The 22,099-nt window shown below is 62.1% G+C and carries 19 protein-coding genes and 1 pseudogene; 12 read left to right on the forward strand and 8 right to left on the reverse strand.

Going from position 1 to position 22,099, the window contains the following annotated elements; genetic code table 11:
- Positions 1-46: 46 nt before the first annotated feature.
- The 3 genes from ROS217_RS03335 to ROS217_RS03345 are packed head-to-tail and all read right to left on the reverse strand — an operon-like array spanning position 47 to position 2,719.
- Positions 47-802: an SDR family NAD(P)-dependent oxidoreductase gene (locus ROS217_RS03335; RefSeq protein ID WP_009816247.1), complete on the reverse strand. Its 756-nt coding sequence runs from the start codon at positions 800-802 to the stop codon at positions 47-49.
- Between the two features lie 34 nt (positions 803-836).
- The gene (locus ROS217_RS03340) at positions 837-1,868 is read right to left on the reverse strand and encodes a transketolase family protein (RefSeq protein ID WP_009816248.1); all 1,032 of its coding nucleotides are present in this window, start codon (positions 1,866-1,868) and stop codon (positions 837-839) included.
- On the reverse strand, positions 1,865-2,719 hold the full coding sequence (locus ROS217_RS03345) for a transketolase (RefSeq protein WP_040650329.1): 855 nt from the start codon (positions 2,717-2,719) through the stop codon (positions 1,865-1,867). Before ROS217_RS03345 ends, ROS217_RS03340 begins: the two co-directional genes overlap by 4 nt.
- A 153-nt stretch (positions 2,720-2,872) precedes the next feature.
- On the opposite strand from ROS217_RS03345, the gene tkt reads away from it, so the two are divergent.
- Together tkt and ROS217_RS03355 are read left to right on the forward strand one after the other, a co-directional pair.
- Positions 2,873-4,828, forward strand: a complete 1,956-nt coding sequence (tkt, locus tag ROS217_RS03350; RefSeq protein WP_009816250.1) for a transketolase — start codon at positions 2,873-2,875, stop codon at positions 4,826-4,828.
- Positions 4,829-4,974: 146 nt separating this feature from the next.
- Positions 4,975-6,264, forward strand: coding sequence for an NAD(P)H-dependent oxidoreductase (locus ROS217_RS03355; RefSeq protein ID WP_040651033.1), 1,290 nt, complete (start codon positions 4,975-4,977; stop codon positions 6,262-6,264).
- Positions 6,265-6,271: 7 nt separating this feature from the next.
- Here ROS217_RS03355 and ROS217_RS03360 read toward each other — a convergent pair whose 3' ends face one another.
- Positions 6,272-6,802 carry a peroxiredoxin gene (locus ROS217_RS03360; protein ID WP_050766368.1) on the reverse strand — a complete coding sequence of 177 codons (531 nt, stop codon included), beginning with the start codon at positions 6,800-6,802 and terminating at the stop codon, positions 6,272-6,274.
- 187 nt (positions 6,803-6,989) lie between these two features.
- Entirely contained in the window at positions 6,990-8,012 is a 1,023-nt protein-coding gene (locus ROS217_RS03365; protein ID WP_040651036.1) for a LacI family DNA-binding transcriptional regulator, read from the reverse strand.
- A 111-nt stretch (positions 8,013-8,123) separates the two neighbouring features.
- Between ROS217_RS03365 and ROS217_RS03370 the strand changes: the two genes are divergently transcribed.
- The 6 genes from ROS217_RS03370 (at position 8,124) to ROS217_RS03395 (ending at position 15,198) form a co-directional block, all read left to right on the forward strand.
- Positions 8,124-9,644, forward strand: a complete 1,521-nt coding sequence (locus ROS217_RS03370; protein WP_040650330.1) for a tripartite tricarboxylate transporter permease — start codon at positions 8,124-8,126, stop codon at positions 9,642-9,644.
- On the forward strand, positions 9,641-10,096 hold the full coding sequence (locus ROS217_RS03375) for a tripartite tricarboxylate transporter TctB family protein (protein WP_009816256.1): 456 nt from the start codon (positions 9,641-9,643) through the stop codon (positions 10,094-10,096). The genes ROS217_RS03370 and ROS217_RS03375 overlap by 4 nt, the downstream gene beginning before the upstream one ends.
- A gap of 48 nt (positions 10,097-10,144) precedes the next feature.
- On the forward strand, positions 10,145-11,104 hold the full coding sequence (locus ROS217_RS03380; RefSeq protein ID WP_040650331.1) for a tripartite tricarboxylate transporter substrate binding protein: 960 nt from the start codon (positions 10,145-10,147) through the stop codon (positions 11,102-11,104).
- A 67-nt stretch (positions 11,105-11,171) separates the two neighbouring features.
- Positions 11,172-12,581, forward strand: coding sequence for an acylating sulfoacetaldehyde dehydrogenase (gene sauS, locus ROS217_RS03385; protein ID WP_040651038.1), 1,410 nt, complete (start codon positions 11,172-11,174; stop codon positions 12,579-12,581).
- On the forward strand, positions 12,578-14,095 hold the full coding sequence (locus ROS217_RS03390) for an AMP-binding protein (RefSeq protein ID WP_009816259.1): 1,518 nt from the start codon (positions 12,578-12,580) through the stop codon (positions 14,093-14,095). Before sauS ends, ROS217_RS03390 begins: the two co-directional genes overlap by 4 nt.
- Positions 14,096-14,238: 143 nt before the next feature.
- Positions 14,239-15,198 carry a DUF808 domain-containing protein gene (locus ROS217_RS03395; protein WP_009816261.1) on the forward strand — a complete coding sequence of 320 codons (960 nt, stop codon included), beginning with the start codon at positions 14,239-14,241 and terminating at the stop codon, positions 15,196-15,198.
- Positions 15,199-15,239: 41 nt separating this feature from the next.
- Here the strand turns inward: ROS217_RS03395 and ROS217_RS03400 are convergent, their stop codons facing one another.
- Both ROS217_RS03400 and ROS217_RS24290 read right to left on the reverse strand, forming a co-directional pair.
- On the reverse strand, positions 15,240-15,524 hold the full coding sequence (locus ROS217_RS03400; protein WP_009816262.1) for a hypothetical protein: 285 nt from the start codon (positions 15,522-15,524) through the stop codon (positions 15,240-15,242).
- A 27-nt stretch (positions 15,525-15,551) separates the two neighbouring features.
- Positions 15,552-15,707 (reverse strand): hypothetical protein, encoded by a 156-nt coding sequence (locus tag ROS217_RS24290; RefSeq protein ID WP_198134928.1) that lies wholly within the window; start codon positions 15,705-15,707, stop codon positions 15,552-15,554.
- Between ROS217_RS24290 and ROS217_RS24965 the strand changes: the two are divergent.
- A pseudogene (locus ROS217_RS24965) lies at positions 15,694-15,843 on the forward strand (MFS transporter); the annotation flags it as partial. The gene ROS217_RS24290 and the pseudogene ROS217_RS24965 sit on opposite strands and share 14 nt — an antisense overlap.
- 40 nt (positions 15,844-15,883) lie before the next feature.
- On the opposite strand, the gene ROS217_RS03405 reads toward ROS217_RS24965, so the two are convergent.
- Positions 15,884-16,309, reverse strand: a complete 426-nt coding sequence (locus ROS217_RS03405) for a DUF1489 family protein (protein ID WP_009816263.1) — start codon at positions 16,307-16,309, stop codon at positions 15,884-15,886.
- A gap of 91 nt (positions 16,310-16,400) precedes the next feature.
- Here ROS217_RS03405 and ROS217_RS03410 point away from each other — a divergent pair, with 91 nt between their 5' ends.
- The 3 genes from ROS217_RS03410 to ROS217_RS03420 all read left to right on the forward strand — a co-directional run bounded on the left by ROS217_RS03410 (position 16,401) and on the right by ROS217_RS03420 (position 21,972).
- On the forward strand, positions 16,401-19,796 hold the full coding sequence (locus tag ROS217_RS03410; RefSeq protein ID WP_009816264.1) for an LAGLIDADG family homing endonuclease: 3,396 nt from the start codon (positions 16,401-16,403) through the stop codon (positions 19,794-19,796).
- Between the two features lie 142 nt (positions 19,797-19,938).
- Complete coding sequence (locus ROS217_RS03415) at positions 19,939-20,397, forward strand: NUDIX hydrolase (RefSeq protein ID WP_009816265.1); 459 nt, start codon at positions 19,939-19,941, stop codon at positions 20,395-20,397.
- A 192-nt stretch (positions 20,398-20,589) separates the two neighbouring features.
- Positions 20,590-21,972, forward strand: coding sequence for an inorganic phosphate transporter (locus ROS217_RS03420; protein WP_368072255.1), 1,383 nt, complete (start codon positions 20,590-20,592; stop codon positions 21,970-21,972).
- Positions 21,973-22,099: the final 127 nt, after the last annotated feature.

Genomic DNA, 22,099 nt, shown 5'->3' on the forward strand with positions numbered 1-22,099 from the left:
TGTTCGAAGACTGATGTATTTGGTCCCGCTCCTCAACGGGTCAGGGTCAGTGAATGAGCGATCCGCCGTTCACATCGACCTCGGTTCCGGTGCAATAGGCCGCAAGATCAGAGGCCAGAAAGAGCGCGCAGCCCGCCACATCCTCGGCTGTGCCGGCGCGTCCCATCGGAATGCCTGCCAGCACCTGCGCACGCATCTCATCGCTGAGTTTCCCGGCGGTGATGTCCGTGGCGATAAAGCCGGGGCAGATCGCGTTGGAGCGCACATTGTCGGGTGCCAACTCTCGCGCCATCGCCTTGGTGAGGCCCAGAACTCCGGCCTTGGCCGCTGAATAATGCGGCCCGCCAAAGATACCGCCGCCGCGTTGCGCCGACACCGAGGACATATTGACAATGCTCCCAGATTTCTGCGCCCGCATCGCCGGGATAACGGCCTGAGACATGTAGAGCGTGCCGCGCAGGTTCACGTCCAGAACGGCATCGTAATTGTCAGGTCCGATATCCATCAGCTTGAGCGGCTGGGTAATCCCGGCATTATTGACCAGGATATCAATCCGCCCATAGGTGTCGATCACCCGCTTTGCCACCGCCAGACAGGCCTCGCGGTCCACGACATTGCCCACCAGCCCGAGATGCCCCGTGCCCGGCAGGTCCGCCGCCGCCGCCTCGGCCTGCGCCAGATCGAGATCGGTGATCACCACCGTCGCGCCCTGTTCGGCAAAGAGCCGCGCCGTCGCCTTGCCCAGACCGCGTGGGCTGGCAGCCCCGGTCACGATTGCAGTTTTTCCGTCCAACAGGCCCATTGCCCATCCTCCTCCGATTATCTGGTGATCCGGCTCAGAGCCAGGCTTTGATCTGCTCCGCGACCTTGTCCACCGACAGGCCGTACATGTCATGCAGCGTGGGCAGCGCCCCCGCTTCAAGGAAGTCATCAGGCAGGCAGATCATGCGGAATTTTGGCGCAATCCCTGCGGTCATCAAACAGCCCGCAACCGCCTCGCCCAGCCCACCGTTCACGGTGTGGTTCTCGGCCGTCACGACAAGGCGGCCAGACTTTGCGGCCTCGGTGCGGATCGTTGCCACATCCAGTGGCTTGATCGTCGGCACATGCAGCACCGCCACATCAACCTTGTCCGCTGCCAGCTTTTCGGCGGCATCGAGCGCACGCATCGTCATGATGCCCGAAGAGATCACCAGCACATCGCGCCCCTCACGGATCATCTGCGCGCGGCCCAGCTCAAATTTGTAATCCGGCTTGTGCCGCGTCAGGACCGTCGGCACCTTGCCCCGCAAAAGACGTGCATAAACCGGCCCGTCATGCGCCAGCATCGCGGGCACCATGCCCGCCACATCATCCGCATCGCAGGGGTCGATGATCACCATATTGGGCAACCCGCGAAAAATCGCCAGATCCTCGGTCGCCTGATGGCTGGGGCCATAGCCCGTGGTCAGCCCCGGCAGCGCGCAGACGATCTTGACCGGCAGGTTTTCCTCGGCAATCGCCATGGCGATGAAATCATAGGCGCGGCGGCTGGCAAAGACGGCGTAAGTGGTGGCAAAGGGAATGAACCCCTCGCGCGCCAGACCGGCGGCAGCAGAAAACAGCAACTGCTCCGCCATGCCCATCTGATAGAACCGCTCGGGCATCGCACCGGCAAAGATATGCAGATCGGTGTATTTCGACAGATCCGCCGACAGCCCGACAATGCGGGGATTTTTCTTGGCCTGATCGACCAGCGCGTGACCGAACGGAGCGCTGACTGTGTCATAGCCTTCGGCGGCCAAGGAGGCGATCATCGCCGTGGTTGCGACCTTGGTTTCCGGCACCTGGCGCGGCTCATGTTTGCGGGCCATGGAGGCGAGGGTCATAGCGGCTTTCCTTCTTCCAGCACGGCCAGCGCCTTGGCCCATTCATCCGCCTCGACGCGGATAAAGTGATTGCTTTCCCGCGCCTCGAGAAAATCGACGCCCTTGCACATCTTTGTGTGACAGATGATGACGCGCGGCTTGGCGTCGTTGAGGCTGCGGGCAACGTCGAACGCTGCGGTCAGCGCACTCAGATCATTGCCGTCCACCTCTTGCGCATGCCAGCCGAAGGCCTGCCATTTCGGCGCCTCAGCCCCCACGGCCAAGGCATCGCGCGACGGCCCGTCGGCCTGTTGATTGTTGAAATCGACGATGCAGATCAGATTGTCGAGCTTCCATTGCGTGGCGGACATCACCGCCTCCCAGGTCGAGCCTTCGCCCAATTCCCCATCCGACATCAGGTTATAGACATAGGCCGGGTTCTTCTTGCGCTTGAGGCCCAGCGCCATACCCACGGCAATCCCAAGCCCCTGACCCAGCGAGCCGCCCGTGATCTCCATCCCCGGCGTATAGGACGCCATGCCCGACATCGGCATGCGGCTGTCATCCATGCCATAGGTGTCAATCTCATCCTCGGGTAGAATGCCTGCCTCCATCAGCGCGGCATAGAGCGCGATGGCATAGTGACCGATGGACAAGAGAAACCGGTCACGCCCTTCCCATTCGGGATCTTCCGGGCGATATTCGAGCGCATGGAAATACGAGGTGGCCAGCACATCGGCGACGCCAAACGCCTGTCCGATATAGCCCTGTCCCTGCACTTCCCCCATACGCAGCGCTTTGCGGCGGATGTTCCAGGCCCGCATCTCCAACGAGATGTTGGAGAGTGCGCCAACTCGGTTCTGAATAGTCATTCGGTCCTCCCGGTCTGCTGACCTCGCCAAACGCTAACACCGATGCAGGTCGATAGATTGTGCGAAAAATGCAAAACCTTGTTAGGAAAACTAAACAACTTTCAAGCCCGACATCGGGTAGGACAGATTTGACTCTGACAACGGGCCGACCGCATGACCGATATTCAATCCATGGCCAACGCCATCCGCTTTACCGCTCTTGACGCGATTCTGAACGCCGGTGAGGGGCATCAGGGCGTGCCGCTTGGCATGGCGGAAATCGCAGCCACACTCTACGCGTGTCACCTCAAGGTTGACCCCAAGACCCCGCTCTGGCCCGACCGCGACCGCGTGATCCTGTCCAATGGTCATGGTTCCATGCTGCTCTATGCGCTGCTGCACCTTGCGGGTTATGCGCATGTCACCACCGATGCGCTCAAATCCTTTCGCCGTTTGGGCTCGGTTTGCGCCGGTCATCCCGAAATCGAACAGGAAGCGGGGATCGAGATCACCACCGGCCTCTTGGGGCAGGGCATCGCCTGCGCCGTTGGCATGGCCGTGGCCGAGGCGCGTCTGGCGGGGCGCTTTGGCAGCGGTCTGGTGGATCACCGCACATGGGCCTTTGTCGGGGATGGCTGCCTGCAAGAGGGTGTCGGCCAAGAGGCGATCTCGCTGGCCGGCCACCTGCGCTTGGGAAAACTCACCTTTCTCTGGGATGACAACCACATCACCGATGATGGCGATACCGCGCTGTCGATTTCCGAGGACGTGCCCGCCCGCTTTCGCGCCGCGAACTGGCATGTGACAGAGGTGGACGGGCATGACATCGAGGCGATCTCGGAGGCGATGGACGCGGCCAAATCCGATCCGCGCCCGTCGCTGATTGCCTGCCGCACCATCATCGCGCGCGGTATTCCGCGCCTTCAGGGGCAGCGCGGCGGGCATAGCGCGCCCTTGACCCCGACCGACTCCGCCGAGGCCCGCGCGGCAATGGGCTGGCCGCATGCGCCCTTTGAGATCCCCGACACCATCCGCGCTGATTGGGCCACGGCCATGAGGCGCGGCGCTGTGGCCCACGCGGACTGGACCACCCGCCTCGCGCAGCATCCAGACGTTATCGCGTTTCATCGCTGGACCTCCGGTGCCTTGCCGCCGGATTGGGACCAGACCCTGAACCGGATCAAACAGGATCAGGCCGCCGATACCGCACCGCGCCCGACCATCACCACCTCTGGCGAAGTCTGCGCCGCGCTGAGCGGCCCCTTGCCAGACCTCACCGTGCTCTGCGCCGATCTGGAGGCGCCGACCAATCACAAACGCGGGCGCGCGGCCTTCAGCGCCAGTGACCCGACCGGCAGCTATGTGCATTGCGGCGTGCGCGAACATCTCATGGGGGCGATGTGCGACGGCATCGCCGCCCATGGCGGTTTGCGCCCGGTCAACGTGACCTATCTGGCCTTTGCCGATTACGAACGCCCCGCGATGCGCATGGCCGCGCTGATGGGCTTGCCCGCGCTCTTTGTGTTCAGCCATGACAGCATCGGCGTGGGCAGCAACGGCCCGACGCATCAGCCGGTCGAGGTGCTGGCCAGCTTCCGTGCTATGCCGAATATGCGGGTCTTTCGCCCCGCCGATGCGGTGGAAACCACCGAGGCCTGGGATATCGCGATGCGCGCCACCGATGGTCCAAGCCTCTTCGCGCTCTCGAAACAACCCGCCCGACAGGTGCGCAGCCATAGAGATGAAAACCTGACCGTACGCGGTGCCTATGTTCTGATTGAGCCGCAAGGCCCCCGTGATCTCACCCTTCTGGCAACTGGAACCGAGGTCGGGCTTGCGGTCGAGGCCTGCACGGCGCTCCGCGCGCGCGGCATCAACGCGGCCGTGGTGTCTATGCCGTGCTGGGAATTGTTCAATGCGCAGGACAAGGCCTATCGCGATGCCGTGCTGGGCACCGCACCTCGCATCGGGATTGAGGCGGCCATGGACTTTGGTTGGGAACGATGGCTGCGACCAGACGATCGGTTCATCGGCATGTCAGGGTTTGGCGCGTCCGACAAATCCGAAACGCTCTATCAGCATTTCGGAATCACCGTAGAGCGTATCTTGCTGGAAGCAGAGACGATCTGACACCCCCCAACGCTCTGCCTTTGCCTCGGCTCCAAGGGGCGACGTCCGTCTGGAATCAGCTTGTCGAGGGTCAGACAGATATGATCAACTGACGCCCTGACTACGGACTTGAGCCGTGTGCGTTGCGCTTGGAAATGGAGACTGAAATGAACCTTGCAAGACTGGCGTCAGAGGCTGCTGATCGCGGACGACCAGTCCGGGCCGGGCTGATTGGGGCGGGCAAGTTCGGCTCGATGTTTCTCAGCCAGGTGCCGACCATCGCCGGGCTCAAAGTGACGGCGATTGCCGATCTCGATCCCGCCCGCGCCCGGGCCGCCTGCGCCGCCGTCGGTTGGGACGACAGCCGCATCGCCAGCACCGCCTATATCGACGATGGCGCGGCCCTTGCCGCCCGTGACGATGTCGATGTGGTCATCGAGGCCACCGGCAATCCCCGCGCCGGTATCACCCATGCGCGCGCCGCCATTGCAAACGGCAAGCATGTGGTGATGGTGAATGTCGAGGCGGACGTGCTGGCCGGTCCCAGCCTCGCCGCCAAGGCGCGCGCCGCGGGCATGGTCTATTCCCTGGCTTACGGCGATCAACCCGCGCTCGTGTCGGAAATGGTCGATTGGGCGCGTGCCGCCGGCTTTCATGTCACGGCGGCGGGCAAGGGCACCAAATACCTGCCCGCCTATCACGCCGTGACCCCCGATGACGTCTGGTCGCATTATGGCCTGACCGCGCAAGAGGCGGCAGCAGCGGGGATGAATCCGCAAATGTTCAACTCGTTTCTCGACGGCACCAAGAGCGCCATCGAAATGGTGGCGATTGCCAATGCCTGCGGTCTCGATATCCCCGACAACGGCCTCAGCTTCCCCCCATGTGGGGTGGACGATCTGGCGCATGTGCTGCGCCCGCGTGCGGTGGGCGGGCAGTTGGACCGGCGCGGCATGGTCGAAACCGTGTCCTCGCTCGAACGCGACGGGCGGCCTGTGTTCCGTGATCTGCGCTGGGGCGTCTATGTCGTGCTCGAGGCCCCCAATGACTATGCCGCAGCTTGCTTCAAACAATACGGCCTGCCCACGGATTCCACTGGGCGCTTTGCGTCGATGTATAAACCCTTTCATCTGATCGGGCTGGAATTGTCGATCTCTGTCCTGAGCGCCGCGCTGCGCCATGAGCCCACCGGCCAATCGCGCGAGATGCGGGGCACCGTCGCCTCAGTCGCCAAGCGCGCGCTCAAGGCGGGCGAGGTTCTGGATGGCGAGGGCGGCTATACCGTCTGGGGCAAAGCGCTGCCGCTCAGCCGGGCCGGCGCGGCCCTGCCCATCGGTCTTGCCCATGGGGTGCGCTTGACGCGCGACATCGCGGCGGGGGCGGTGGTGATGCTCGACGATGTCGATCTGTCAGGCATCGACGCGGCCACCCTCTACCGCGCCGCCATAGCGGGGTGATCGCGGCTCAGCTCTGGCTGAGATACGCGAGCATCGTATCAGCCCCTGAGACCTTGACCGGCACGCCGTCTGGATTGTCGCGAAAACCTGGCTCGGCAAAGAGGTTTTTGATCACGCCATCTTCGACGAGCATCGAGTATCGCCAACTGCGCAGGCCCATACCGTTGCTGCTCCGGTCGACCAGCATTCCCATCTTGCGGGTGAATTCGCCATTGCCATCAGGCAGCATGAAAACATTGTTGATGTCGCGCGACGTGGCCCACTGATGCATGACAAAAGCGTCGTTCACAGACAGGCAGATCACACGGTCAATGCCCGCCCTGCGAAAGGCTTCATAGTGCTGCTCGTAGCCGGGCAGATGCCTGTCCGAACATGCGGGCGTAAAGGCTCCGGGCAGAGCGAACAACACGATGCGCTGCCCCGGAAAAATATCGGCGCTGGTCAGCACCTTCCATTCGAATGGGTTTGGCCCCTCAAGCGCGTCGTTGCGAATGCGCGTGTGAAAGGTGGCGTCCGGGATGATGGTCTGGAGTCTCATAATGGTCTTCATGTCCTTAGAGGCGACAGGTTGCCGTTTAAACTCGGGTCGGCCCAACGCGCCTGTGTTCGGCATCAGCTTGTGGTGCGTGTCATGCGGTGCAGGTAACGTCTTTCATAATCTCTGGCGTCCTCGTCGAACAGGGTCAAAGACGATGCCGCCCCGGCGCGATGCAAGGCATCCTTGGTCATAGGGCGCGGGCCGTGCCGCGCAGAATGCACTCCAGCGGACAGTTGATCCGGAAATGCTCCGTGTTGACCCCGGTGATCAGATCGGTGAACCGTGCGCCTGCAATCTCGCCGATGCTCCGGGCAGGGATGCGGATCGTGGTCAGACCCGGCTCCATCTCATTCGACCCTTTGAAATCGCCGATACCGATCACCGAAATATCCTCAGGAACACGCAGCCCGCAGCTTTGCGCGCCATAGATCACCCCTTGGGCAATCACATCATTGCCACACAAGAGCGCGGTCGGGCGGTGCCTGCGTTGCAAGAGCTCCTGCGCCACCTGCTTGGCCTGCGCAATGCTATAGGGCGCCTCCCATTGCCAGTCGTCGACCAGCGGCACACCTTCGGCCAGCAACCGCGCGCGCGCGCCCGAGAGGCGGGCACTGGCCCGGTCATTGCCATCGGGACGCGGAAAGACCAGCCCGATGTCGCGATGCCCAAGGCCAAGCAGATGGTCGGCGGCGATGCGCCCCGCTTCGTGATTGTCCGCCCCGACACAGGGCAGCACGGAATCGGGCGCGTAATTCCACAGCGCCATCGCCGGTGTCCCCTGCTGCTGCAACAGCCGCAGACTGGCGTCAGAGTGTTCCAGCCCAACCAGCGCAATACCGTCCACCCGATGCTCCATCAGCTTGCGCATCATCGCATATTCGCGGTCGAGGTCATAGGAATGCGACGCGATGAGCAGGGTAAAACCGGCCCGGTCGATGGAATCGGAAAAGGACTGGATCACTTCGGCAAAGATCGCATGGTCGATGGTCGGCACGATCAAACCGATGGTGGCGTTGCGCCTCCCATGCATCGACTGGGCCGCGCGATTGCGAATATACCCGAGTTTCTCAACCGCACGGGTGATGCGTTTGCGGGTGGCGGGACTAACCAGTCCGGGATGATTGAAACTGCGCGACACGGTCGAAGCTGAGACGCGCGCGGCCTTTGCCACAGCAACGATATCCACTTTTTCGTTAACCTTATCAGACATATAATGCGCCATTTTAGAGATTTTATGAAAACATTTGCATTACTATTTTCATCACTTACCGTAAAAGATCAACCGACGTTCTGCATCGGGGGCCGCAACGGGAGGTGCGCGTTGGAATTCATCTACTACTTCGGAGAAGTTTTCACGCCGATGGCCTTCATGCTGCTTGTGGGCGGCACGATCGGCGGGCTGATCCTTGGCGCAACCCCCGGCCTCTCGCCAACCATGGCGGTGGCCCTGCTCATTCCGTTCACCTTTCGGCTTGAACCGGCGCATGGCCTGATCCTCCTCGGGGCGGCCTATACCTCGACGGTCGCTGGCGGTGCGGTTAGCGCCATCCTGCTCAAGATCCCCGGCGCGCCCGCCAATATTGCAACCACGCTGGATGGCCACACAATGGCGATGCAGGGGCGTGGCGCTGAGGCGTTGCAACTGTCGTTCCTGTCCTCGGCTGCGGGGGGTATTTTTGGCGTTCTTCTGCTGATCTTCCTCACGCCGATGCTCGCCAAATGGGCGCTCGCCTTTGGTCCGTCGCATCTCTTCTGGCTGGCCATTCTGGGCGTGACGGTGATCGGCACACTGGATACCAATTCCGTGGTCAAGGGTCTCTTGTCCGGCTGCATGGGCATGTGGCTGGCGACCATCGGCTTTGACGATATCATGGGCGCGCAGCGCTTTATCGTGCATCCCTCACTGACCGGCGGGATCAGCATCGTGCCCGCGCTGATCGGCCTTTTTGCCATCCCGCAAGTGCTGGCGATGTTCGCGCGTGGGCGTCAACCGGTGGGCAGCGATGTGATCGCAGTGCAAAAACACCCCATCGGCCGGGCCATGCGCGAGATGATCCGCCGCTGGCGCGCGCTCAGTATAGGCACGGCCATCGGCTCCATCATCGGGCTCATTCCGGGCATCGGGGGACAGATTGCCGGGCTTGTCGCCTATGATCAGGCCAAGAAATTCAGCCCCGAGCGCCAGAAATTCGGCACCGGCCATTCCGAGGGCGTGATCGCCGCCGAAAGCGCCAACAACGCTATGGTCGGCCCCTCGCTGGTGCCACTCCTGACCCTCTCTGTGCCAGGCAGCCCGACCGCCGCAGTGCTCTTGGGCGGCTTGCTGATCCACGGAATATTTCCGGGCACCGATCTTTTTGACAATCACCCGGACGTGGCCTGGACCTTCATCAACTCGATGCTGATCGGACAGATTTTGATGTGCATCTTTGGCCTCTATGTGGCGGGTCTGGCCGCGCGGGTGGCGCAGGTGCCGCAATCTGTCATGGCGGCGGTGGTGCTGGGGCTGGCGGTCTTCGGCTCTTACTCGGTTCAGAACTCGATGGGGGATGTCTATGTGATGGCCACCTTGGGCATCGGCATGTTCTTTCTGGAACGCTTCGGTTTTACCGCCGCACCGCTCGTGCTCGGTCTCATTCTCGGACCGATTGCCGAGGCGAATTTTACCCAAGGCTCAATGATCGCCGACGCCACCGATGGCCGGTTCGGCTATTTCTTTGGCGGCACGCTGAACATCGCGCTGATCGGGATCGTGATCGCCTCAGTCGCCTATTCGGCCTGGATGGAAATCCGCCAGCGGCGTCAGGACCGCGCCGATCAGGCCGAGGAGGCACAGGCATGAGACAATGGCAGCATGTCATCCCGTCCGGGGCCATCGCCGCACTTGGCCTCTGGGTCTGCTATGTCAGCTTTACGCAGCAACCGGCACAGGCCTTCCTGTTTCCAAGGCTGATTTCCAGCGTCTTTGTCGTGCTGGCGCTCTGGACCTTTGGGCGGGCGCTCCTGGGCCTGTCGCGGGCCGGAACCGGAATTGGCCGCACGATGTTTCTCAACATCCTGCCGGGGCTGATCGTGGCGGTGATCTACATCTTTTGGGCGGCAGAGGTGCTCGGGTTCTATAGCGGCAGCGCACTCGCCTTTTTCGCGCTGCTCAGCCTCTATGACCCGGCCCCCCATGACGCGGCCAAAAGCTGGCTTCGCCGGATCGTGATCACGGTCGGATTCATCCTCGTGATGTATCTGCTCTTTGCCAAGCTGCTCAGCGTGTTCACGCCACGCGGCCTGTTTTTCTAAGTCCGCCGGAGCGATCCGGATAATCAAGAACCAAGGGAGGAGAAGACCATGACCAAAATACTCAGAGGGCTGGCAACGGCCCTTATGCTCGCGGCAGCCCCCGCTGTGGCACAAGATTACCCGGACCGCCCCGTGATGATGATGGTCAGCTATGGCGCAGGCGGCGCCACTGATTTTCAGGCGCGGATCGTCACCATGACTGCAGGCAATGAGGATATGCTTGGCCAGCCGATTGCCATCATCAACAAGCCCGGCGCAGGCGGGCGTGTCGGCTGGAACTGGCTGGCAACGCAGGCCGAGGCGGATGGTTATGCCCTTGGTGTCTATAACATCCCGCATTTCATCGCCCAGTCGATTGAGGGCGGCGTCGACTATGGCGCGGACAGTTTTGAACCGATTGCCAATTGGGGGGCGGACCCGGCCGTCTTCATCGTGGGCGCAGACAGCGACTTCAACTCGATGCAGGATGTGGTGGCTTGGGCCAAGGAGAACCCCGGCAAGCTGACCTTCTCCGGGGCTGGCCTCTTCGTAGGCCACCATATCGCAGCCCTGCAACTCGAAGCAGCCGCCGAGGTCAAACTGGCCTATATCCCCAATAATTCCGGTGGTGCGGGTGCCATGAAGGCTGTGATAGCCGGCGAGGTGATGGGCGGTGTCAACAATCTCTCGGACGCGTATCGCGCGGCCAACGCAGGCAACGTCAAGATCCTTGGCGTCTTCGACACCGAGCGCAGCACCTTCCTGCCCGATGTTCCCACCTTGCAAGAGGCGGGCTATGACATCGACAATTCAAGCGTGAACTATCGCGGCATCATGGTGCCCAAAGGCACGCCGCAAGAGGTCATCGACAAGCTGGCCCAGGTTGTGCCGACCATGTTCGCCGATCCCGGCGTAGCCAAGCAGATGGAGGCAGGCGGGTCGCCGATGAAGATCATGACCCGAGATGAGGTGATCGAGATGTGGGCCGCCCGCCAAGAAACCCTCGATAAACTCTTGTCTGGCCTTTGATCCCAATACGCGGATCCACCATGCAGGGCGGCCCGCCCGCCCTGCATAAACTCCAGAGGAACAGATGATGACTGCATCCGACGAACTCGCCGCTGTCGAACAGATCATGGCCCGCGCGAAGGCTGCTCAACGCGCCTATGAGAAAGGCGGGTCGCAAGAGCGCTATGACCGGGCGGCGCAGGCCGTGGCTTGGGCGATCATGGAACCTGCACGCAACCGCGCCTTGGCAGAACTGTCGGTGGCGACGACCGGCATTGGCAATGTGCCCGACAAGATCACCAAAAACCACCGCAAGACCCTTGGCCTCATGCGCGATATTGCAGGGGCCAGAACCTTTGGCGTGATCCGCGATGATCCTGCCACCGGCATCACCGAAATCGCGCGCCCCATCGGGGTGATTGGCGCTGTGGTGCCCTCGACCAACCCCGGCGCGACACCTGCGAACAACATCATCAACGCCCTCAAATGCGGCAATGCCATCGTGCTCTCACCCTCACCCAAAGGGGTGCCGACCTGCGCGCGCTTGCTCGAACATATCCATTCCGAATTCGCCAAAATCGGCGCTGATCCCGATCTGGTCCAGATGGTGCCCGCGCCGGGGTCCAAGGCCAAGACTCAACGCATGCTGGAATTGTCCGATCTGGTCGTCGTCACTGGCAGTCAGGACAATGTGCGCCGCGCCTATACCTGCGGCACCCCCGCGATTGGCGTGGGCGCAGGCAATGTCACCGTGATCGTCGATGAGACCGCCGATCTGGCCGCAGCCGCCGCGAGGATCGCGGCGTCCAAGACCTTCGACAACGCGACCTCTTGCTCATCTGAGAATGCCGTCGTGGTGGTGGATGCGGTCTATGACGCCTTTGTCGCGGCACTAGCCCGCGAGGGCGGCGCACTGGTTCCCGAGGCGGACTCGGCGGACATCGTGGCGCGGCTTTGGCCCGACGGCCATCTCAGCCGCGCGGTGATCGCCCAGGACGCGGACCGCATGATCGAGGCGCTTGGCCTCACGGGACGCGTGCCGCAAGGCACGCGCTTTGTCGCGGTGGAAACGCGTGGCATCGGTCCAGAGCATCCGCTCTCAGGCGAAAAACTGAGCCTCGTGCTGGCCCTCTATCGGGCCGCGGATTTCGCGGACGCGACCGGGATTGTCGCACGCATCCTCACCCACCAAGGGGCCGGTCATTCCGTTGGTCTGCACAGCACCCAAGATGCCCGCGCCCGCCATCTGGGTGCCGCCTTGCCAACCTGCCGGGTGATCGTCAATCAGGCGCATTGCTTTGCCACGGGGGGCGCGTTCAACAACGGCTTGCCCTTTTCGCTGTCGATGGGGTGCGGCAGCTGGGGCGGCAATTCCATCGACGACAACCTCAATTGGCGGCACTTCCTGCAAACCACCAGGATCGTGCGGGAAATCCCGCCCAGAGAGCCGACGCTCGACGAGATTTTCGGTGACTACTGGCAGGTGGCCGGACAATGAGGCTGCGGCGCGACACGCCGCCCGAGGGCACGCTGCGCGACTGGATCGACGCCCGCGCCGAGGCCGGTGGCCCGGCCATGTCCTTTCCCGATGAGGGCACGGCAATCGACTGGCCCGAATTGCGCGCCCGCGCCCGGTCGATTGCGGCGCTGTTGACCGCCAAAGGCGCCCTACATGGCGAGAGCGTGGCGATCCTGCAACCCAACGGGCAGGCGGCGATCGAGGCGCTCTACGGTGCCCTCTACGGCGGATTTCGCGCCACCATGATCAACCTTGTCGCCGGAGCCGAGGCGATTGGCTATGCGCTCGCGCATTCCGGCGCGCGGGTGGCTTTGGTGCATCCGGCGCAGCACGCGATGTTCCAACGGGTCACGTCCGGCGACACCATCACCGCTCTCGACATGACCGAACAGGCGCACATCGGCGGCCTGCATCCGGTCGCGCCCGGTGACCATGCGCTCCTGATGTATACCTCGGGCACGACGGGGCGACCCAAGGGGGTTGTGCATACGCAATCAAGCCTCTTGGCCGGGGGATGGACCACGACCATTGCCCATGACCTCTCGGCCAAGGATACCGGGCTCTGCGTTCTGCCGGTCTATCATATCAACGGGCTTTGTGTGTCCGTCATGGGATCGCTCGTATCAGGGGGGCAACTGGCGATGTGTGGGCGGTTTTCTGCCAGCCGGTTCTGGGCTCAGGCCGCCGAGACGCGCGCAACGTGGTTCTCGGTCGTGCCCACCATCATCTCGCACCTCTTGCATGGCGACACCGCGCCCGATCCCGAAACCCGCGCGCGCCTGCGGTTTGGCCGCTCCGCCTCATCGCCTTTGCCGGTCGAGGTGCACACGGCCTTTGAGGCGCGGTTCGATGTGCCCATCATCGAAACCATGGGCCTGACCGAGACATCGGCGCAAATCCTCTCAAACCCCTTGCCGCCCGCCGCCCGCAAGATCGGCTCGCCGGGGATCGCCTATGGCAATCAGGCCCAAGTGGCGGGGCCAGACATGCGCCCATTGCCTCCGGGCCAAGAGGGTGAGATTATCGTCAAAGGCCCGAATGTGATGCTGGAATACCTGCGCAATCCCGAGGCCACGCGCGACAGCTTCACCCCTGATGGCTGGCTGCGCACCGGTGATCTCGGGTGCAAGGACGCCGAGGGGTATTTCTATGTCACAGGCCGGCTCAAGGAGCTGATCATCAAGGGCGGCGAAAACATCGCCCCCCGCGAGATTGACGAGGTGCTCTACGCCCACCCTGACGTGGTCGAGGCCGCAGCCTTCTCCCGCCCCTGTCCGCAGTACGGTGAACGGGTCGAGGCGGCGGTTGCGGTCACTCCCGGATCTGCCCTGACATCGGATGATCTGATGCAACTGTGCAAGGACAGACTTGGTGCGTTCAAATGCCCGGACCGCATCTATTTTCTCGACGAGTTGCCCAAAGGGCCCTCCGGCAAGATCCAGCGGGTCAAACTCAAGGATCTGCTCAACCCGGAACTTGAACGAAACCCATGAGCTTGGCCGCCGCCGCACAGCGCGACCAGCTTTGATCTTCCAAACGGCTTGATCTGGTCGGAAAACTTTGACACCCTTGAATTGCAGTCATTTTCCTCGGAAAATATTGGCTATCTTTGCGGCGGAAAAGGGCAGGAACTGGCATGAGCGGATTACTGGCCCTGTTCGACGACGTTGCGGCCATCGCAAAGCTTGCGGCGTCGCAGCTTGATGATGTCGCCGCGCAAGCCAGCAAAGCCGGAACAAAGGCCGCAGGCGTCGTGATTGATGACGCGGCCGTAACGCCGAAATATGTGACAGGGCTGCCTGCCGCGCGCGAACTGCCCATCGTGTGGAAGATCGCGCGGGCGTCCTTTTTCAACAAATTGGTGATCCTGCTGCCCGTGGCCTTGCTCTTGGACGCCTTCCTGCCGTGGCTTTTGACACCGCTCTTGATGATCGGCGGTGCCTATCTCTGTTTTGAGGGGGCGGAAAAGGTTTGGCATCTGATCGTCCCGCACAAGGATCACGGTCCCCAAGAAGCAACGACACTTGAGGCCGCACATTTGGAAGAGCAGCGGGTCAAAGGGGCCATCAAGACCGATTTCATCCTGTCAGCCGAAATTATGACAATCTCGTTGTCTCAGATCGAGATCGACACATTGTGGATACAGGCCGCCGCATTGGCGGCGGTGGCCATCGGGATCACGGCACTGGTCTATGGGGCGGTGGCCTTGCTGGTCAAGGCCGATGATCTCGGCATTCTGCTCACGGCCAAAGGCCGGTTTGCCCTGACCCGGTCCTTGGGGCGCGGAATTGTCAAATCAATGCCGACGGTGATGGTGGTGATCGCGACAATCGGCACGGTTGCGATGCTCTGGGTCGGTGGCAGTATCATCGTCCACGGGGTGCATGACCTGGGCTGGCACCTGCCCTATGAGCAGATCAAGCACATCGCAATGGCCGCTTCAGAGGCTATTGGCTCAGCCCAGGGATTCGTGACCTGGGCTGTGACCGCTGGGCTCGACGGTGTTGTCGGTCTGGCAACCGGATTGGTGCTGATCCCAATCGTGAACCGCGCCGTGGTGCCGGTCACGGGATGGCTCTTTCCTGAAAAGACATGACCCTCCAATCCCGACCCAACAGGGATCGTCTGTCTCAGAGGTCAACTCTTGCGTTTGATATGAAAATCAAAGCCCTTCCACTCGCGACCATAGCCGTCGAAAATCGGTGAAGGCGGCACCATCTCACAGGGGGGATCGTTGCGCATAGGTTCGAGTGGCGGCAGGGTCCAATCCGGCGGGACGTGTTCAACTTGCCCGGACCCAAGCCCGTCTTCGACCAGAAATCGCCGCAGGTTGACGAGAGCGCTGCCAGAGGCGGCGAACCCGTAGAGGGTTTCGCCAGTGTTCGATACGGTCTCTATGCCCGCGCGCAGGCTGCGCTTCACGCCCCCTCGACAAAACACCCATGTCTCTCATGTGCGCCCGGCCACGCAAGAGCAGCAGAACGCCGGATCAAGATCGTCGGGGCACTCGGGACGCTCAATCTCGTCAAACAGCAAGGGCGACGCCAGATCGTCGAGGTGCCGCTTGGCGGTCCTGATCTGGCTTGATGCAATGACACCCTTCAATGTCTCGGCTCAGACGGCGTTGCCGAACGGGACTCGGGCGTGTGGACGTGCGATTTCTCTTATGGTCTTCTTTGGCGGAATGTTGCGCGGATCACTCTTCTGGGGACAGATTGCAGCGTCAACATCCTTCCCGACCGCGCGCCTTGCGGCAATGGTTGGCCGCGGACTCGCGGCCGTCACAACACACCGATATCCGCCAGCGCGGCAGAGAGGGCAGGGGGCAGTTTGTCATCCGTGGCCCGCGCGGTTCCAAGATCAGGCGGCGCATCCGGTCCCGGCAGATAGCGCCAGCCCTGAAAGGGGCGTTTCTGCGCGGTGGCGGTGCGGATGAGCCCCGGTTCGAGCACGATGGCGCAGCGGCGGATACCGTCACTGCCCGTCACCTCATCGAGCCGCAGGATCGTCTGGCGGCATTGCACCATCCCCTGAATGACCCAGTAGATCGAGCCGCCGCTCAGCAACTCAGCCTCGCGCTTCGGCCACATGCGGGTGATATGGCGTGGCAGGCCATCCGGCCCCTTGGCGCGGGGGTCTTTGTGCCAGTCCTCCAGATCCTCGACCGAGGTGGTGCCAACGCTCAGTTTGATCAGATGCAGGACCATGGCAAAGAATCTCCACTTCGAGCAGATAGGGTAGTGGAAATGCAGGCAGCTTCAAGCTATTGTGGTTCTCTGCCTGAATTTGGAGAGACCCGTGAGCCGATTTGCCGCCCCGATTGCCGAACAGATCTGGAACATGAAATATCGTTTCAAGACCGAAGACGGTGGCGATGCCAGTGTCGAGGATAGCTGGCGCCGGATTGCCCGCGCGCTGGCCGTGCTCGAGGCAGAGCCGGAGGTCTGGGAAGATCGGTTCTTCCACGCTCTCGAAGATTTCAAATTCCTGCCCGCAGGTCGGATCACCGCCGGTGCCGGAACCGCGCGCAAAGTGACGTTGTTCAACTGTTTCGTCATGGGCACGGTCCCCGACGACATGGGCGGCATTTTCGACAACCTGCGCGAAGCGGCACTCACCATGCAGCAGGGCGGCGGCATCGGCTATGATTTCAGCACGATCCGGCCCAAAGGGGCCGAGGTCAAGGGCGTGTCGGCGGACGCAAGCGGGCCGCTCAGCTTTATGGATGTGTGGGACGCAATGTGCCGCACGATCATGTCGGCAGGCAGCCGCCGGGGCGCGATGATGGCCACGATGCGCTGTGACCATCCCGACATCGAGGCCTTTATCGCCGCGAAATCCGATCCGGCGCGCCTGCGGATGTTCAACCTGTCGGTCTTGATCACCGATGCCTTCATGGAGGCGGTCAAGGCGGATGGCCCATGGGATCTGGTCTTCGGGGGCCGAGTCTATCACACCGTGCAGGCGCGTGATCTTTGGAACCGGATCATGCAGGCCACCTATGATTATGCCGAACCGGGCGTGATCTTCATCGACCGCATCAACGCCGCCAACAACCTGAGCTATTGCGAGACCATCGCGGCGACCAATCCGTGCGTGACCGCCGAGACTTGGGTCATGACCGATGAAGGCGCGCGGCAAGTCAGTGCATTGCTTGACCGACCGTTCCGGGCTGTGGTGAATGGCATAGCCTATGACAGCGGCGAACATGGGTTCTTCTGCACTGGACTAAAGCCGGTCAAGCGGCTGAGCACGGCTTGCGGGCGTCACCTGCGGCTCACGGCTGACCATCTTGTGCGCAAAGTGGTTGGGAAAACCCGCTGGCGGCAGGAGGTGGAATGGGTGCCTGCCGGTGATCTGCGCCCGGGCGACGAGGTGAAGTTACACGATCACCGCACCGCCATGATACAGACCCGCCCCGAGGATGAACGCGGCTATCTGCTGGGCCTGCTGATCGGAGACGGGGTGATCCGCGATGATAAAACGCTGATCTCGGTCTGGCCGCAGGAGGAGTGCATCGGCGCTCAACCGCTTGGCCATCCGGTGATGCACAAGGTCGAGGCGCTGCTTCGGGATTTACCGCACCGCGCCGACTTTGCCGGTTGGCAAAAGGTTGAAGGGCGCGGCGAGTACCGGATCGGTACGGCGGCGCTGACCGCACTGGCGGCGGAATACGGGCTGACGCGCGGGCGCAAGACAATCACCCCCGAGATTGAAGGCGCGGAGACTGCCGGTTTTGGGGCTGCCGTGCTGCGCGGTTTGTTCGATGCCGATGGCTCGGTTCAGGGGGCGCAGGAAAAGGGCGTGTCGGTCCGTCTGGCGCAAAGCGATCTGGCCTTGCTGCAGGCCGCGCAACGGATGCTGGCCCGGCTGGGCATGAACGCGGTGATCTATGAAAACCGTCGCGAAGCGGGTCGGGCGTTTTTGCCGGATGGCAAGGGCGGGCAAGCGCATTTTGAGACGAAGGCGCAGCATGAGCTGGTGATCAGCGGCGAAAACCTGGCCACCTATCAGGAGCGCATCGGCTTTACGGATGTGGCCAAGGCGCGGCGGCTGGCCGTGGCCCTGAGCGGCTACAAACGGGCGCTGAATCGCGAGAGGTTCAGCGCCGTGGTCGCGGATGTCGTGGATGACGGCATGGCCGAAGTGTTTGATGTGCAGGTGCCGGGCGTCAATGCCTTCGACGCCAATGGGTTTTATGTTCACAATTGCGGCGAACAGCCGCTGCCGCCCTATGGCGCGTGCCTCTTGGGCTCGATCAATCTTGCGCGGCTGGTGACCGAACCGTTTGCAACTGGCGCGCGGGTGGATGCGGCGGCATTGGACGATCTCGTGCGCGTGGCCGTGCGCATGATGGATAATGTCGTGGATGTCAGCGGCTTTCCCTTGCCCGCGCAGGCCGCCGAGGCGCAGGCCAAGCGGCGGATCGGGCTGGGCGTGACTGGCCTTGCCGATGCGCTCCTGATGGTCGGGCTGCGCTATGGATCGGACGAGGCTGTGCAGCAGACCGAGGCGTGGCTCCATGCCATCGCGCGGGCGGCCTATCTGGCCTCCGTCGATCTGGCCCGCGAAAAAGGCGCGTTTCCGCTTTTTGACCGCGACGCCTATCTGGCCTCCGGCACAATGCAGGCAATGGACGAGGATGTGCGCGCCGCCGTGGCCGCGCACGGCATTCGCAACGCTTTGCTGACCAGCATCGCGCCCACCGGGACCATCAGCCTCTATGCCGGCAATGTCAGTTCCGGGATCGAGCCGGTCTTTGCCTATAGCTACACCCGCAAGGTGCTGCAAAAGGATGGCAGCCGCACCGAAGAAGAGGTGGTCGATTACGCCGTGCAGATGTGGCGCGACCGGATGGGCGATGCCCCTTTGCCCAGCTATTTTGTCAACGCCCAGACCCTGCCGCCCGAGGATCACGTCAAGATGCAGGCGGCGGCGCAGAAATGGGTGGACAGCAGCATCTCCAAAACCATCAACTGCCCCGAGGATATTTCCTTTGAGGCGTTCAAGAATGTGTATCTTCAGGCTTGGGATCTGGGCTGCAAGGGCTGTACCACCTACCGGCCCAACGATGTGACAGGATCGGTGCTGAGCGTATCAGAGACGTCCGACAAGGTGCCCGGCGAGACGCGCGGCGATATCCCCGTCACCGGCGGCGAGGTGGTCTATATGTCCGAACCGCTCGACCGGCCCAAGGAGTTGGAAGGGGCCACCTACAAATTGAAATGGCCCGACAGCAACCATGCGATCTACGTCACCGTCAATGACATCGTGCTGAATGGTCATCGGCGACCCTTCGAGGTCTTCATCAACTCGAAGAACATGGAGCATTACGCCTGGACCGTCGCGCTGACACGGATGATCTCAGCGGTGTTCCGGCGCGGCGGCGATGTGTCCTTTGTGGTGGAGGAGCTGAAGGCGGTGTTCGATCCCCGTGGCGGCGCATGGATGCAGGGCAAATACGTGCCCAGCATTCTGGCCGCCATCGGTGGTGTGCTGGAGCAACATTTGGTGCAGATCGGATTTCTCGAGGGCGAAGGCATGGGCCTGAAACAAGACCCTCAGGCGCAGATCGTCGGCATCGACGGAGCCCGCAAAGGTCCCGCTTGCCCCGCCTGCGGCCAATACGACATGCGCATGATCGAAGGCTGCATGACCTGTGGCAGCTGTGGCCACAGCAAATGCTCCGGATGATCAGCGCACCGTTTCACCACCCCCCGTCTCAACCGGCCTCAACGCAGGCGGCGCTGACACGTGTCATTTGCAATTCACACAAAAACTCTGTATAACTAACTGAATAAACAAGAATATCCGGGCAGGATCAGAGAGTGTCTCCATGACAAAACCGATGCATAGGGCATTGATCGACTTCGTTCGCCCCTTGTTCAGGCGGCCGCGTCGGCTTCAGGTCGCGGCACTCTGCTATCGTGAGCACGATGGGCACAAAGAGGTGTTGCTGATCACATCGCGCGGCACGGGCCGCTGGATCATCCCCAAAGGATGGCCAATCGACGGCAAGGATGCGCCCGGTGCGGCCTTGCAAGAGGCGTGGGAAGAGGCGGGCGTTCGGTCCGGCCGCGTGACGAGCGAGGCCGTCGGGATCTATTGCTATGAAAAGGAACTCTCCACAGGATTGCCCGTGCCTGTGGAAACTCTGGTTTTCGCGATCGAGGTGACCCAGATGCAAGAGGACTACCCCGAAGTCGCTGAACGCCGCCGCAAATGGGTCAGCCTCAGCGCAGCCGCACAGATGGTGCAAGAGCCGCAATTGCAGCAAATCCTGCGTAATTTGTAACGATTTTGTTTCAATTTTGTGACGGAATCGGTTGATGCCGAGGGCGAGGTTCCCTATGCCCGCTGCGAGCAATGCACCAAGGGACAAGCTGTGAGCGAGACGCAAAACGACGCCAACCACCTTGAAACCCTCGACCGGGATCTCCAGCGGTTCTCGCATCTGGAAACAGCAACGCAATATGTCGCCCGTCCGATGGTGGCACCCGGCATCGCGCTGGCCTTCATCGTTGTAACAGGCCTCGCGGCAGCGGTCTTCTTTGGCGCGTTTCCGATCAACTTTGTGGTGATCGCGGCGGCGGTCTTCGGGGCCTATATGGCGCTGAACATCGGGGCCAATGACGTGGCCAACAATATGGGCCCCGCAGTGGGTGCCAACGCGCTGACCCTTGGTGGGGCGATTACGATTGCGGCGATTTTCGAAACTCTCGGCGCACTGCTCGCGGGCGGCGATGTGGTCTCGACCATTTCCAGTGGCATCATCTACCCTATGACCGTCGCCGATGCACAGGTCTTTATCTGGGCGATGATGGCGGCGCTGATTTCAGCAGCTCTTTGGATCAACCTTGCCACATGGATCGGCGCGCCTGTCTCGACCACGCATTCCGTGGTCGGTGGGGTGATGGGCTCCGGGATTGCCGCCGCCGGATTGTCCGCCGTGAACTGGACCACGATGAGCGCGATTGCGGCGTCTTGGGTGATTTCGCCGGTGCTTGGCGGTGTGATTGCGGCGCTTTTCCTTGCGCTGATCAAATCGCGGGTCATTTACCGAGACGACAAGATTGCCGCCGCGCGTTTCTGGGTGCCGATCCTGATCGGGATCATGGTCGGGGCATTCTCAACCTATCTGGCGCTGAAAGGGCTGAGCCGGGTCGTCAAGATCGACCTTGGCACCGCGGCTACGGTCGGTCTGGTGCTGGGTGTGATCGCATGGATCGTGACCATCCCGTTGATCAAACGGCAGTCACAGGGGCTGGAAAATCGCAACAAATCCCTCAAGCGGCTCTTCGGCGTGCCATTGGTCATTTCAGCGGCTCTTCTGAGCTTTGCGCATGGAGCCAATGACGTCGCGAATGCCGTGGGCCCGCTGGCGGCCATTGTCCATGCCGCCGAGTTTGGCACCATCTCGGCAAAGGTGTCGATCCCGCTTTGGGTGATGATTGTTGGCGCGTTCGGAATCTCCTTTGGTCTCTTCCTCTTCGGCCCCAAACTCATTCGCATGGTCGGGTCGCAGATCACCAAACTGAACCCGATGCGCGCCTATTGTGTGGCCCTGTCGGCCGCAGTCACTGTCATTGTCGCAAGTTGGCTCGGCCTGCCGGTCTCTTCGACCCATATCGCGGTCGGTGGGGTGTTCGGCGTCGGCTTCTTTCGTGAATGGGATGCGGAACGCCGCTTGCGCAATAACAAGATCACGACTCAACCCGAGTTGCGCATCGCGCCGGAAGAGCGGCGGCGGCGCAAACTGGTGCGCAGATCGCATTTCATGACCATTATCGCGGCTTGGGTGATCACGGTTCCTGCGGCGGCATTGGTGTCGGCGCTGGTGTTTCTCGCGTTGAACAGCCTGCCCGTCTAAGGCAATTTCAGAACACGGCGTCAGACGTCTTCGCTGCGTGAGTGCGCCAAACAATCCGCAACCGCGCTGCGCAGGACGTTGGACGATAGCCCCCAGCCGACGCGCCATCGCCGCACACGTCGCTTTC

It is taken from the genome of Roseovarius sp. 217, from assembly GCF_000152845.1.
Lineage (GTDB): Bacteria > Pseudomonadota > Alphaproteobacteria > Rhodobacterales > Rhodobacteraceae > Roseovarius.